This window comes from Photobacterium proteolyticum, from assembly GCF_001939735.1.
Lineage (GTDB): Bacteria > Pseudomonadota > Gammaproteobacteria > Enterobacterales > Vibrionaceae > Photobacterium > Photobacterium proteolyticum.
On sequence record NZ_MJIL01000069.1, the window covers coordinates 24,099 to 38,187 of the forward strand.

Below are 14,089 nucleotides of genomic sequence, written 5' to 3' on the forward strand. Positions count from 1 at the left end.
TTCCCTTGTGTATTCTGTCTCAGTATTCCTCTGTTAAGTGCTCTCCGGTTTTGATTTTGAGCCGGAGAGAATTAGAGGTGAACCTAATACTCGATTCGAGCTAATCTTTGCTAAACAAGTTCGGAACAAATGTCTGGCTGTCAGCTGGTGCTCTGACATACCCTTCTTTATTGACCTCGGGGAGATCGATATGAGGGTAGTGGAGCTCTTCATAGGGAATGTGGGACAGCAAATGGGAGATACAGTTGATGCGTGCTTTTTTCTTGTCGTCGGCATCGACCACCCACCATGGACACTGTTTGGTATCGGTGTAGGCAAACATACGGTCTTTGGCGGCTGAATATTCTGCCCAGCGATCGCGGGACTCAAGATCCATCGGGCTGAATTTCCAACGCTTTATCGGCGTATGAATACGTTCGAGAAAGCGTGCTTCCTGTTCTTCGTCAGATACCGAGAACCAGTATTTTAGCAATATAATTCCCGAGCGTTGCAGCATACGCTCAAACTCGGGGCATGAACGAAGAAACTCTTCGTATTCGTTGTCGGTGCAAAAGCCCATTACTTTTTCGACCCCGGCGCGGTTATACCAGCTGCGATCAAACAGAACCATTTCACCGGCCGAAGGCAAATGAGCGGCATAACGCTGAAAATACCACTGGGTTTTCTCTTTTTCGGTCGGAGCAGGCAAGGCAACAATACGACAAACCCGTGGGTTGAGCTTTTCGGTGATCCGCTTGATGACGCCGCCTTTCCCTGCCGCATCTCGGCCTTCAAAAATAACCGCTACCTTTAAACCACTGTGCTTTATCCATTCTTGCAATTTAACGAGCTCAACCTGCAGGCGTTTTAGTTCATTCTCATAGTCTTTCTTCTTGAGCTTTTTGACGGTTTTGTCTGAGGTCATTTCGCACTCCATTTGCTGGTGACTGTATGGTTTTACTTTCTTAAGAATAATCCTGAATTATGAACATGACGAATGAACTTGTTTGCGGTTGCTAGCTTGCTCGGTTCTTGTTGAATGAAATGTGACCAAAGGACAAAATATCACAATTGTCCTATTTATGTCTGAAATGCACTGGTTGGATGTCATTGATATTAATATCTAATTGTGTTCATATTCGGCGGATGGGATAAAAACGTTTCAATTTATTGATTAGAAAAATAAAAAAGGAAAAAAGATGTACAGGAAAACGCTAGGTTTATTAGTTAGCCTTTTGTTGGCTGGATGTGGTGGCGGTGGAGGTGATAACCAGTTTGCCAAGGATAACTACGCGACGCAGACTTGCCCTTCTAATATGACTTGCAGCTTTATGAAAGCACCGAAAGATTATAATAATCCGAATGGTGAGCAGGTTGATATTTATTATGGTGTACATAAAGCCAATGATCCTGCCAATCGAATCGGGGCGCTATTGCTTAACTTCGGAGGCCCGAGTGCGGAGGCGGTGAGTGGGGCTGGGTACATGGTTGAGAAGGAATTGCCAAAGGAAATCCTGGATCGCTTTGATATTGTTGGCATGGATCCTCGCGGCACCGGCCAGAGTGTTTTTGCCAAAGAGTTAACTGACTGTGCCGTTGCGCAAAGCAATAAACAGGGCGATTGTTCTGCTACTTATTCTCAAGTTGCGCCATTTTTAGGTAGTAACACTGTTGTGAAAGATATGGATATGCTGCGGAACCTGCTAGGCGATGAAAAGCTGACGTTCCTGGGTTATTCATACGGTACTCGGCTTGGTTCACTGTATGCGCATACTTTCCCCGACAAGGTGCGTGCTATTGTGCTTGATTCATCAATGTCGCCATTGGATGATAACTACATCGAAATGCGGGTTGATAATACGGCTGGCTATGGAAAGGCTGCTGATTACCGTTTAGGGCATGACTTCGCACTCAGTAGCCGCTATCAGACTATCGTTGATAGCCTCTTTGCTAACTCAACGTACTCAGCCAATGATGTGGATCTAACGCTAGCAGAAGGGAGCTTTACACTTGGCTTGACAGTAGCTCGGGAAACATCGGGAGACTGGCAAAAAATAAAGCCCGGACTAATGACGTTATTGGTTCAAGACAGTGCCGCGCCGATAAAAAAAGCGTTGTCGGATAATGATGATTGGCCATTTGTTTCACACCTCTCAAAATCACCTGATGATCTTCGTGGTAGTGCGTTATTTAAGGCCGTGGTTTGTACTGATGAGAGTTCTCCTCTAACAACTAATGAGATAGTTAACTCAAAAGATCGCTATATTCTAGCTTCAGCGCTTTATGGTCTGGACACATATTACTCTACAGCGGGTATGTGCATTGATTGGCCAGCCAAACGGGATCCTATTGCAACTGTTTCAAATATGGAATCAGCGCTTGGAGGTCAGCAGATCCTTATCATTGGTGGTCAATATGATCCGGCTACTCCGTATAGCTGGGCTGAGGAGATGGTTGATGCTTTTGGTAATTCGGCATCACTGATTACCGTTGATAATTATGTTGATCATGGTTTCAGCTACAGTAATATTAGCTGTGTTGACCAAAAGACAACTGCATATCTGCTGGATCCGGACACCAAGATTTCTGATGAGACATGTGATGCAAGCGCACTTTCACAGAATAAGTCATTTATGATTGCTTCTGACACTTCGCATCCTGCCAAAGATGTTATTGGTTGGTAATTAAAGCGGATAACAAGTTAGTCAAACAGCCTGTCTTAGCGCAGGCTGTTTACATTGCAGTTATTTTTTTAGAGAGCGAATGACTGCCGCAATTTTTTCTGCGGAGGTAACGGGGATTGTAAAGTCATCGACATTGCTACTGCCCATATGGGCCTGATTTGCATACTGAAGCATTTGGCTTGGCCGGGTGCTTTTCCCTGACAAATGTATTTCCTTTACTCCGCTTTTTCGAACAATCTCGGCCACGTTGTCTGCCGTGATACCGGCACCGGCCATAATATTGAGGCTGTCTCCACAATGTTTGACCATCTCCGCTAGCATTTCAGCACCATCCAAGGCTTTGGCCTGCAAACCAGATGTAAGCACTCGCTCGCAGCCTGCGCTCATGATGCTATCGAGGGCGGTCATCGGGTCAATGCACTGGTCAATAGCACGGTGGAAGGTTACGCCTAGCCCGCCGGCTTCCTTTATCAAACTGCGCAGACAGCTTTCGTCCACCAGGCTGTGGGCATCGAGCACACCGACGACTACGCCTTGTAAGCCAGCTTGCTTGGCGGCATGAATGTCTGCCAGCATGATTTCTATATCATCACTCGAAAATAAAAAATCCCCCTGGCGTGGCCGAATCATGGCATAGACGGGAATAGAGGCGTGCCTGGCTGCTTGTTTCATAAAGCCGATACTTGGGGTTAGGCCACCAAGTGCAAGCGATGAACACAGCTCGATACGGGTTGCCCCGCCTTGCTGGGCGTAATGCAGCGATTCGATATTATCGATACAAACTTCTAGGTGTTGAATTTTCATGACGATTAATCAGGGAGGTAGATGATGGAAGCAGTGTAGTGGATCTTTGCTTGCCGGAGGGTTAATCAGATCAAGAATATGAAGAGATAAGAGATAAGAGATAAGAGATAAGAGATAAGAGATAAGAGATAAGAGATAAGAGATAAGAGAAATAAAAAGGGCCCGGTGTGTCCGGGCCTCATTCTATTTTTGCCTATTGGCTGACTTTGGCTTTACGCTATTGCGTTTGTTGCCTAATTAACACCGTGAGCATGGTGTTAATGGGTAATTACTTACCTAGGTCTGCAGTGTGCTCAGATAGGTAGTCAGCAACACCTTTTGGCGATGCATCCATACCTGCTTTGCCTTCTTCCCACTGTGCAGGGCAAACTTCACCGTTCTTCTGGTGGAAGTTTAGTGCATCAACCATGCGTAGCATCTCATCGATGTTACGGCCTAGTGGTAGGTCGTTAACTACCTGGTGACGTACAAGACCGTCTTCGTCGATTAGGAAAGAACCGCGGAAAGCAACGCCTGCTTCTGGGTGCTCTACATCGTACGCTTTGCAGATTTCGTGCTTAACGTCAGCGATTAGAGGGTACTTAACCTGACCGATACCGCCGTCTTCAACAGCAGTGTTACGCCATGCATTGTGAGAGAACTGAGAATCGATAGAAACACCGATTACTTCAACGCCTTTTGCCTGGAAATCTTCGAAACGCTTGTCGAAAGCGATTAGCTCAGATGGGCAAACGAAAGTGAAGTCTAGTGGGTAGAAGAAAACTACCGCTTTTTTACCTTTAGTAAACTCTGCAAAGTTGAAGTTATCAACGATTTCGCCGTTACCTAGAACAGCTGCAGCAGTAAAATCTGGTGCTTGACGACCTACTAGTACCATTATGGTGCTCCTGAAATATTCGGTTGTTGCCGACCTTCTTGGTTGGCTCCGTGTTTGGACGAGACAAACTATAACGAAACTGTTAGATTGGAAAAAGCGGAATAAATAGATTGATGTAATCGAAAAATACGATGAATAAATTTCCTTCTCTCAAGCAGCTACATTATTTAGTAACTTTATTTGAAACCCGTCATTTTGGTGAAGCCGCCAAGAAGTGCTTTGTCAGTCAGTCGACATTAAGCTCGGGGGTTCAAAACCTCGAGGAACTCATTGGTTGCCAGCTGATCGAACGTGATAACAAGTCTCTGGTGTTTACCTCTATGGGTGAAGACGTAGTGATCCGAAGCCGGGAACTGCTTGCCCGCAGCCAGGACTTGATGGAGCTGTCAAATTGTACTGGCGACGGTATGGACGGCCAGCTACGGGTTGGCTGTATTCCCACCATTGCTCCTTTCTTATTGTGTGATCTTGTCCAGGAAGTGAATCGCCTGCACCCAAGCCTTAATCTGTTATTGCGTGAAGATACGACCACCAACCTGCTGGCAGCCCTTCGCAATGGCGAGATGGATGTACTGATATTGGCATTGCCGGTTGAAATCAACGGAATGCACAGTCAGACAGTGGGACGTGATGCCTTTAAGATGGTTATCAGCAAGAATCAGGCGGAGCAGGTCAATGTGCCGTTACGCTATGCAGACTTACCGGATGAGTCGGTATTTTTGCTAGAGAAAGAGCACTGCCTGACTGAGCACGCAGTTTCTGCCTGCAAGCTGACCAGTAAGGAGAAGATAAATCCGTTTACAGCCACTAGCCTACACACCTTAGTTCAAATGGTTGCGAATGGATTGGGGACGACCTTCATTCCACAGATGGCCATCGATCATGGGATTTTGGATAACCAGAACCTGGTGATCATTGAACCACCTGGCCAGGAGGCATACCGAGAAATCGGCCTTGTCTGGCGTCCTACCTCGAGTCGCAGTCGTACCTTCCATCGACTTGCCGAGATTGTTGAGGGGCTTTTGTAGCCTTACCGACAATGTGCTGGCAGATTTTTCGTTCTGTCAGCACTTTATTCTAAACCCTGCACTTCAAACGATATATTTAAATCCCATTTTTTCCTTTATAAACAAGGCTTTTTGTAGGTTTATTCTGTTTCGTTTTGCGAATAAATGAAATTGATTGATTACGCAACTATTCCACCAATGTATAAAAGTAGTTTCACACTGTCGAATAACTGGTTGTTATTTAATCGATAGTAGCCCGTCTTTAGCACATTGCCATGTTTGAAACGCCTTTTTACACAGGGGTTTGAATAGCCTTGTTTTGTAATTAAATTACGTAACTGGTTACATTTTGCTGCCAATTTGTCTTTCCTGCCAAAAACCGAGCATTTCCCTGAAAATTGTTTTAATTCAGTGTTTTGAGTTATTGCTCTATTTTTATTAAGTTGTTGATTTTAATTGGTTAGCTGGTAAATGTCCTTTGGCCTCATAAACAGGGTTATTTGCAATTGCCAATTTGTTGCGGCAACGTAAATAAAGCGTTAAGACAACGAGTGTCAGAATACCCCTGATACTGACTGCTGATAAAAGTGGTGATTAAGTTACAGCTGCAAGGGAGCGAAAAATGACGGATACACAAACGCCACCTAACCATGAAGTAAAGCTATCTCTGCAAACGCTATTAACTGAGCAGCAGAAAGAGATTTTAAATGAAGATGCCTTTCAGTTCGTGGAGCGATTGGTGCAGCGCTTTGCGTTACGTATCCCGGAGCTGATGGCGGCCCGAGAGCGTCGACAGCTGGCCATAGATGCTGGCGGCTTACCGGACTTTCTTGAAGATACCGCTGATATTCGCACTGGGAATTGGACCATCCGTAATATCCCGGACGATCTCCAGGATCGCCGGGTTGAAATTACCGGGCCGGTTGATCGCAAGATGGTGATCAATGCTCTCAATGCCAACGTCAAAGTGTTCATGGCTGACTTTGAAGACTCGTTTGCACCGGCCTGGGATGAAGTATTGGAAGGCCAGCGAAACCTGCGTGATGCCGTCAACGGCACGATTGCCTATACCAATCCGGAAACAGGGAAGGAGTATCAGCTCCATGATGATCCGGCTGTTTTGATTTGCCGGGTCCGAGGCCTGCACCTGCCGGAGAAGCACCTGTTGTGGCAGGGCGAGCCAATTCCCGGATCTTTATTTGATTTTGCTTTGTACTTTTACCATAACTACAAGCAGTTATTGGCAAAAGGCAGCGGCCCTTACTTTTATCTTCCCAAGCTGCAGGCCTATCAGGAGGCTGCGTGGTGGAGCGATGTATTTAGCTTTACCGAAGATGAGTTTGGTTTGCCGCGAGGGACGATAAAAGCCACGGTGTTGATAGAAACGCTGCCAGCGGTATTTGAGATGGATGAGATCCTATACAGCCTGAAAGATCATATTGTCGGTCTGAACTGCGGGCGCTGGGACTATATCTTTAGCTACATAAAGACACTGCGGAACCACCCGGATCGGATTTTGCCGGACCGCCAGGTGGTGACGATGGAGAAACCGTTTCTGAACGCATATTCCCGGTTGCTGGTCCGTACCTGTCACCGCCGAGGCGCGTTTGCAATGGGAGGAATGGCCGCCTTTATCCCGTCGAAAGATCCGGAGCGCAATGAATGGGTGCTCAACAAGATCCAGACCGACAAGGCACTGGAAGCCAACAACGGCCATGACGGCACCTGGGTTGCTCATCCCGGCCTGGCGGATACAGCCCGTGCTATTTTCGATGACACATTGGGTACAAGGCAAAATCAGCTGGATGTCAGTCGTGAAGACGACGCGCCGATTACTGCTGAGGAGTTACTGGAACCGTGTGACGGAGACCGGACCGATGAGGGCATGCGCCATAACATTCGAGTCGCGGTGCAATACATTGAAGCCTGGATTTCCGGCAACGGCTGTGTGCCAATTTATGGTCTGATGGAAGATGCTGCCACGGCGGAAATCTCCCGGGCGTCGATTTGGCAGTGGATCAAGCACGGTAAGGCATTGAGCAATGGGGAAGTGGTTACCAAGTCCTTATTTGAGCAGATGCTAAGCGAAGAAATGGTCGTGCTCGAACAGGAGTTGGGCACTGACATGTTCAATCAGGGGCAATACCAGGAAGCGGCGATGTTGATGTCGCAGCTAACGACCAGTGACGAGCTCGTGAACTTCCTGACTCTGCCGGGTTATGAATATTTGAAGTAGCAGAAAGACAGTAATTAACAGGGAACTGCTTATTTGTGCTGTTGGCAGGGCCCGAAAGCCTGAGAAAAGAAGTCTACCGATAACGAAAACGTTAAACGGATTATCGCCAAATGAAACGAGGGACATCATTATGACATTGACTCGCCAGCAACAAATTGAAGCTATTGAAAAAGATTGGGCCGAGAATCCACGTTGGAAAAACGTAAAGCGTACCTATACGGCCGAAGAGGTGATTAACCTGCGTGGTTCTTTTGCACCGGCCAACACAATCGCTCAGCGCGGCGCTGACAAGCTTTGGGATCTGGTCAATGGCTCGGCGAAGAAAGGATATGTAAATTGCCTGGGGGCGCTGACTGGCGGCCAGGCGGTCCAGCAGGCGAAAGCAGGTATAGAGGCCATTTATCTGTCAGGGTGGCAGGTCGCTGCCGATAACAACACGGCTTCGACCATGTACCCTGATCAGTCATTGTATCCGGTTGACTCGGTGCCGGCAGTGGTGAAGCGCATCAATAATTCCTTCCGCCGTGCTGACCAGATCCAGTGGTCGAACGGTGGTAGCCCGGAAGACGGTATTGATTACTTCCTGCCGATTGTTGCCGATGCCGAGGCTGGTTTTGGTGGCGTTCTCAATGCCTACGAGCTGATGCGCAATATGATTGATGCTGGTGCCGCAGGGGTGCACTTCGAAGACCAGCTGGCATCGGTGAAGAAATGTGGCCATATGGGCGGCAAGGTGCTGGTGCCTACCCAGGAGGCGGTACAGAAACTCGTGGCAGCCCGCTTGGCGGCGGATGTGGCAGGCACAACCACGCTGGTTATTGCCCGAACTGATGCCAATGCGGCTGACTTGCTGACCTCGGACTGTGACCCGTATGACAAGGACTTTATTGAAGGTGAGCGTACCGCAGAAGGTTTCTACCGGGTTCGCGCCGGTATTGATCAGGCGATAGCTCGTGGTCTGGCCTATGCACCGTATGCAGATTTGATTTGGTGTGAAACGGCAACGCCTTGTCTCGAAGAGGCGCGCAAGTTCGCCGAAGCGATTCATGAACAATACCCGGATCAGTTACTTGCCTACAACTGCTCGCCATCGTTTAACTGGGAGAAAAACCTGGATGCTGAAACTATCGCTAAGTTCCAGCAGGAACTGGCAGATATGGGCTATAAGTACCAGTTCATTACGCTGGCCGGTATCCATAATATGTGGTTCAACATGTTCGAGCTGGCTCACGACTATGCCCAGGGTGAAGGGATGCGTCACTATGTCGAGAAAGTACAGCGCCCTGAGTTCGAGGCGGCCGAGAAGGGGTATACCTTCGTTGCTCACCAACAGGAGGTCGGTACGGGGTATTTCGATAAGATGACCAATACCATTCAGGGGGGCCAGTCTTCCGTGACAGCTCTGACAGGGTCGACAGAGGAAGATCAGTTTTAAATTCGCTTTATCCTAGCAACTCGTTGTTATTTTTGGGTTATCCGTAGCTATTGCTACAGAGATTGATGTGACACATAACTATAGAAAGACCTCTTCTTATGTTATGACCTCGGGAGCGCCTTGGCGCTCCCTTTTTTTGTCTGATAGGGGCTACTGCTGCGAACGGTAAGTGTGTGTCGCCCGGATCACTTGCGGGTAAATTGCATGGAATCGCAGCTCAAGGGTGTCGTAATGCTTGTCTATCAGCTCAGGGCAATTCGCCAACTGGTGTAGTTTGGGGCGCCGGAGAGCCATTCGTTCCAGCGCTGTGGTGATTGTGCGTTGGTCCCGGTACTGCAGCAACCATTGTTGCTGCCACATACGCGACATGGTCAGTCGATAGCTGTCGGGCAGGTTATCCTGATATTGCTCAACCTGCTGCCGGGCCTGTGAGACGAAATCCGGGAGCGCGAGGGGATGATAGAGCGGCCAGTGTTTGGCCAGAAAGTGATCCCAGGCAATATCGAGGGCTATACCGCTAACTCGCCTGGTATCAGTGGTGAAGAGCTGCCGACACTGCAGCACTTCAGGCATGGCGTCGATGTAACTGTCCACAAAGCGGTGGAGCTTGATGCCGTCAGCGACCGCCAGGGGGTACTGTTGATAGGGATCGCCGCGGACAAAATCAGCCAGCAAATTGCCCGCCATATGGCTGCAGCAGCGATCGGCAAGGTGGAGATGCGCAAGAAAATTCATACCATCCTAATAGAAGTTGGCGTCACCTTGTTCAGTCGGCTCCACTTCCTCTTGTATCTCAAGCAAATTGATTGCAATAGAAACAAAATCAGAATCTGTGATGATCCCGACCAGTTTATTTTGGTGCAAAACCGGTAAACAGCCAATTTTATGTTTTTGCATATAGATTGCGGCTTCTTTTAGCCCGGCATGCGGTTCAACATTGCTGAGGTTTCTGTGCATACATTGCTCGAGAGGAATATCAAGCGCAGAGATAAAGCTTGATTGATGAGTTTGCTCAAGGCTCGACTCTTGAGCAGAAAGAATATCACGCTGGCTGACAAGACCTATCAGGTGGTTGTCTTTGTCCGTAACGGGGACGTGATGAATTCCTTTCTCTTCCATGAGTTTTTTTGCATCGGCCAAAGTATGGGCAGAGGTTAGGGTATGCGGGTGCGGTGTCATCATATCTGCGACAGTAAACATATAAGCCTCCGTAGCGACTAGTTATTCATCCATTTATCGTCAACTTACCGGTTTCACTTAGCTTGCTCTTTGAATGTAGCTAATCCCTGCCTCACTACCTATGACGCTAGTCAAATATTTCACAAGTTATAGCGATGTTTCATATATGTGTTTCTCGGGTTAAACGCCAAATTGTGTCATATAATCATTAAACAACATTCCACATAGGTATTAATTGATGCGTATGCTATTGATAAGATTGTTGTTATGTTGGACTGTATTGCTGCCTTTTCAGGCGGTCGGCATTGAAGCCGAAGACAATGAAAATAAGGTGACAGCCAAAATTATCGGCGGTATTGAGTCTGCTGATAATGAAATCCCCTGGCAGGCATATTTGAACCTAACGTTTCCTAACGGGGAAGGAGGGGAGAGCACCTTTGTCTGTGGCGGTGTGGTGATCAGCGATGATCTAGTGTTGACAGCAGCACACTGCCTACGAAATGGTTCATCGGTGGTCACCCCGGATAAGATCAAAGTATGGGGCGGCATCATCAGTATTTTTGCTGCGGGCAACTCGAATGCAACAGCTGTGACTGACTTCGTTATTCACCCTTCCTATAACTCCTCCCGTTTTACCAATGATATTGCGTTACTTAAATTGGCAAGCCCGCTGCCCAGCTCGGCAATCCCCATTCAGGTGGCGGATAGAAGCACTCAGGACAGGGTTGATACGGCGTTTGATAACGGTTGGGTTGCCAATGATGTGAGGGAAGCAAACCTGCTTGTCTCCGGCTGGGGAACAACCGACCCGGAGGATCCTAACTCTGGCGCTACTCGGTTGAGACAGACACTGATGTCAGGTGTTCCTGATATAACTTGTGATGGTCATTGGGGCGCTAACATGAATACCAGTGATTACCCCATCTTCCTTTGTGCGGGCTCGACTTCACCTGATTTGGCCCGAGACAGCTGCTTCGGGGATTCGGGGGGACCTCTGATATGGCAGGATCCGCAAGCAGCCAGTGATAGTGACTTTGGCTTGCGCCTTGTCGGGCTTGTCAGCTTTGGGAACGGTTGTGCCGGTCCGGTACCCGGTGTCTATACTGAAGTGGCCGATTATATCAGCTGGATAGAAGGCGAGGCCGGAATATCGGTGCGGAGCTTAACTGTGCCAGTGTTTGAAGTTAACCCGTTTTCTAGTGATTTAGCCAATGCCGGTTCTGACATCGAGGTTCCAGCATCTACCGATAGTGGTGATAGTGGGGGAGGCGGAAGTGTGGGTTGGACCGTATGGTGGTTCTTGCTGCTTGCTGGGTATTTACGACGTCTCAGCACGGCTTAGGTGAAAAGCGTACGATTGCGCTCTTGAACGCTATCATCTTTGCTTGATATTGCAGTCGGGCAGCCTATACTAGCTGCCTGCTGTAATTTAGGGCCCGAATGATGCAAGTATCTGATTTCCACTTTGACCTTCCTGACGAGCTAATTGCTCGCTATCCACAACCTGAGCGTACTGCCAGCCGTTTGCTTCAGCTGACCGGTGATACCGGTGAGGTGCAGCACAAAGGCTTTAAAGATGTGCTGGATTTGGTTCAGCCTGGTGATTTATTGGTATTTAACAATACTCGGGTGATCCCGGCCCGGCTGTTTGGTCGCAAGGCATCTGGTGGCAAATTGGAAGTCCTCGTCGAGCGTATGCTGGATGACAAGCGTATTTTGGCTCATGTGCGTGCATCCAAGTCGCCGAAGCCGGGTACCGAGTTACTGCTGGGCGAGAATGATGATTACCAGGCAGAAATGGTGGCACGTCATGATGCGCTGTTTGAAATTCGTTTTGACAGTGACAAGACGGTGCTGGAAATTCTCGAAGAGGTTGGCCATATGCCGTTGCCACCTTATATCGATCGCCCTGATGAAGATGCAGACAAAGAGCGCTACCAGACGGTGTATAACGCCAAGCCTGGTGCAGTAGCCGCGCCGACTGCCGGGCTGCACTTTGACGATGAAATTCTTGAGGCCATAAAGGCCAAGGGGGCAAACTTTGCGTTTGTTACCTTGCATGTCGGAGCGGGCACCTTCCAGCCGGTACGAGTAGATAATATCAATGACCACCATATGCATGCCGAATATGTCGAAGTACCTGAAGAGGTTGTTGCGGCGATCAACGAAACCAAGGCTAACGGTGGCCGTGTTGTTGCTATCGGCACAACGTCTGTACGCTCGCTGGAAAGTGCGGCGCAGGATGCAGTGAAGAACGGTACTGAGCTGAAACCATTTTTCGGTGATACTGATATTTTCATTTTCCCTGGTTATGAATTCCAGCTGGTGGATGTACTGGTTACCAATTTCCACCTGCCGGAATCGACGCTGATCATGCTGGTCAGTGCCTTTGCCGGTTACGAGCACACAATGAATGCCTATCAGCAGGCTGTTGAAAATAAATACCGTTTCTTTAGTTACGGTGACTCGATGTTTATCACTCGTAAGAATAAATAACTGAACTTAATTGGTTAAGTCAGTGTCTCTTAAGGCTGCTTTTGTTAAAATTGCAGCCTTTGTCGGCTCTATAGAACAGACAAGATGTCGCGGCAGATCCGGGTGTGACTTGTCATGATACTATTTTCTTTCGCTAGGCTATATGGCGTGGCGAGAAATGCAAAAGAGGCGCATTAGGCAAATGGCCCATTGTGCTTGAATCCCACTATGGGAATTGATGTCAGATTGTTTCTCTGGCTTTTGGAGGCTTTGTGAAATTTGAATTAGATAAAACTCAGGGGCGTGCTCGTCGCGGTCGCCTGCAGTTTGAACGCGGTACTGTTGAAACACCAGCATTTATGCCAGTCGGCACGTACGGCACGGTAAAAGGTATGACACCTGAGGAAGTTCAGGATACCGGTGCTCAGATTATTCTGGGTAATACTTTCCACCTTTGGCTGCGTCCGGGTCAGGAAGTGATGAAAATGCATGGTGATCTGCATGACTTCATGCAGTGGCAGGGCCCGATCCTGACTGATTCAGGCGGCTTCCAGGTATTCAGCCTTGGCGATATTCGTAAAATTACCGAGGAAGGTGTTCACTTCCGTAACCCGGTGAACGGCGACAAGATTTTCATGGATGCCGAGAAGTCGATGGAAATCCAGAAAGATCTGGGCTCCGACATCGTGATGATCTTCGATGAGTGTACGCCGTACCCGGCGACACACGACGAAGCGAAGAAGTCGATGGAGATGTCTCTGCGCTGGGCACAGCGTAGCCGCAACCATTTTGACAAACTTGGTAACAAAAATGCGCTATTCGGTATCGTACAGGGTAGTGTATATGAAGACTTGCGTGATGTTTCTGTTGAAGGTCTGACTAACATCGGTTTTGATGGCTATGCCGTAGGCGGCCTGGCTGTTGGTGAACCGAAAGAAGATATGCACCGTGTGCTTGAGCATACGTGTCCTCAGCTACCGGAAGACAAGCCTCGCTATCTGATGGGAGTTGGCAAGCCGGAAGACTTGGTCGAGGGTGTTCGTCGCGGTATCGATATGTTCGATTGCGTGATGCCGACCCGAAATGCCCGTAATGGTCACCTATTTGTAACCGGTGGTGTGATCAAGATCCGCAATGCGAAACATAAAACAGATACAACCCCTCTCGATCCGCACTGTGACTGTTACACTTGTCGCAACTATTCGAAGGCGTATCTGTATCACCTGGATAAGTGTAATGAAATTCTGGGTGCGCGCCTTAACACAATCCACAACTTACGTTACTACCAGCGTTTGATGGCAAGTATCCGTAAGGCGATTGAAGAAGATCGTTTCGATGCCTTTGTAGAAGAGTTCTACGCGCGTCGAGACCGTGAAGTTCCACCGTTGAAAAACGCTTAACAATAAACGAGGA

At 48.3% G+C, this 14,089-nt stretch carries 12 protein-coding genes; 7 read left to right on the top strand and 5 right to left on the bottom strand.

Annotated elements, in window-relative coordinates:
* Positions 1–100: 100 nt before the first annotated feature.
* A complete protein-coding gene (gene ppk2 / locus BIT28_RS11150) occupies positions 101–904 on the bottom strand; it encodes a polyphosphate kinase 2 (protein WP_075763622.1) in 804 nt (267 codons plus the stop codon).
* A gap of 274 nt (positions 905–1,178) precedes the next feature.
* Between ppk2 and BIT28_RS11155 the strand changes: the two genes are divergently transcribed.
* Positions 1,179–2,663 (top strand): alpha/beta hydrolase, encoded by a 1,485-nt coding sequence (locus tag BIT28_RS11155; protein ID WP_075763623.1) that lies wholly within the window; start codon positions 1,179–1,181, stop codon positions 2,661–2,663.
* 60 nt (positions 2,664–2,723) lie between these two features.
* Here BIT28_RS11155 and BIT28_RS11160 read toward each other — a convergent pair whose 3' ends face one another.
* Both BIT28_RS11160 and BIT28_RS11165 read right to left on the bottom strand, forming a co-directional pair.
* On the bottom strand, positions 2,724–3,467 hold the full coding sequence (locus BIT28_RS11160; RefSeq protein WP_075763624.1) for a copper homeostasis protein CutC: 744 nt from the start codon (positions 3,465–3,467) through the stop codon (positions 2,724–2,726).
* Positions 3,468–3,735: 268 nt separating this feature from the next.
* On the bottom strand, positions 3,736–4,344 hold the full coding sequence (locus BIT28_RS11165) for a peroxiredoxin C (protein WP_075763625.1): 609 nt from the start codon (positions 4,342–4,344) through the stop codon (positions 3,736–3,738).
* A 131-nt stretch (positions 4,345–4,475) separates the two neighbouring features.
* Here BIT28_RS11165 and BIT28_RS11170 point away from each other — a divergent pair, with 131 nt between their 5' ends.
* The 3 genes from BIT28_RS11170 (at position 4,476) to aceA (ending at position 9,022) form a co-directional block, all read left to right on the top strand.
* Positions 4,476–5,372: a hydrogen peroxide-inducible genes activator gene (locus BIT28_RS11170; RefSeq protein WP_075763626.1), complete on the top strand. Its 897-nt coding sequence runs from the start codon at positions 4,476–4,478 to the stop codon at positions 5,370–5,372.
* Positions 5,373–5,973: 601 nt separating this feature from the next.
* Complete coding sequence (gene aceB / locus BIT28_RS11175; protein ID WP_075763627.1) at positions 5,974–7,587, top strand: malate synthase A; 1,614 nt, start codon at positions 5,974–5,976, stop codon at positions 7,585–7,587.
* Positions 7,588–7,717: 130 nt separating this feature from the next.
* Positions 7,718–9,022: an isocitrate lyase gene (gene aceA, locus BIT28_RS11180; RefSeq protein WP_075763628.1), complete on the top strand. Its 1,305-nt coding sequence runs from the start codon at positions 7,718–7,720 to the stop codon at positions 9,020–9,022.
* Positions 9,023–9,172: 150 nt separating this feature from the next.
* Here aceA and BIT28_RS11185 read toward each other — a convergent pair whose 3' ends face one another.
* On the bottom strand, positions 9,173–9,757 hold the full coding sequence (locus tag BIT28_RS11185; protein ID WP_075763629.1) for an acyl carrier protein phosphodiesterase: 585 nt from the start codon (positions 9,755–9,757) through the stop codon (positions 9,173–9,175).
* Between the two features lie 6 nt (positions 9,758–9,763).
* On the bottom strand, positions 9,764–10,222 hold the full coding sequence (locus tag BIT28_RS11190; protein WP_075763630.1) for a CBS domain-containing protein: 459 nt from the start codon (positions 10,220–10,222) through the stop codon (positions 9,764–9,766).
* 217 nt (positions 10,223–10,439) lie between these two features.
* Here BIT28_RS11190 and BIT28_RS11195 point away from each other — a divergent pair, with 217 nt between their 5' ends.
* From BIT28_RS11195 to tgt, 3 genes are all read left to right on the top strand, one after another.
* Positions 10,440–11,543 carry a S1 family serine peptidase gene (locus BIT28_RS11195; protein WP_075763631.1) on the top strand — a complete coding sequence of 368 codons (1,104 nt, stop codon included), beginning with the start codon at positions 10,440–10,442 and terminating at the stop codon, positions 11,541–11,543.
* Between the two features lie 101 nt (positions 11,544–11,644).
* The gene (queA, locus tag BIT28_RS11200) at positions 11,645–12,697 is read left to right on the top strand and encodes a tRNA preQ1(34) S-adenosylmethionine ribosyltransferase-isomerase QueA (protein ID WP_075763632.1); all 1,053 of its coding nucleotides are present in this window, start codon (positions 11,645–11,647) and stop codon (positions 12,695–12,697) included.
* A 251-nt stretch (positions 12,698–12,948) separates the two neighbouring features.
* Positions 12,949–14,076: a tRNA guanosine(34) transglycosylase Tgt gene (gene tgt, locus BIT28_RS11205; protein WP_075763633.1), complete on the top strand. Its 1,128-nt coding sequence runs from the start codon at positions 12,949–12,951 to the stop codon at positions 14,074–14,076.
* Positions 14,077–14,089: the final 13 nt, after the last annotated feature.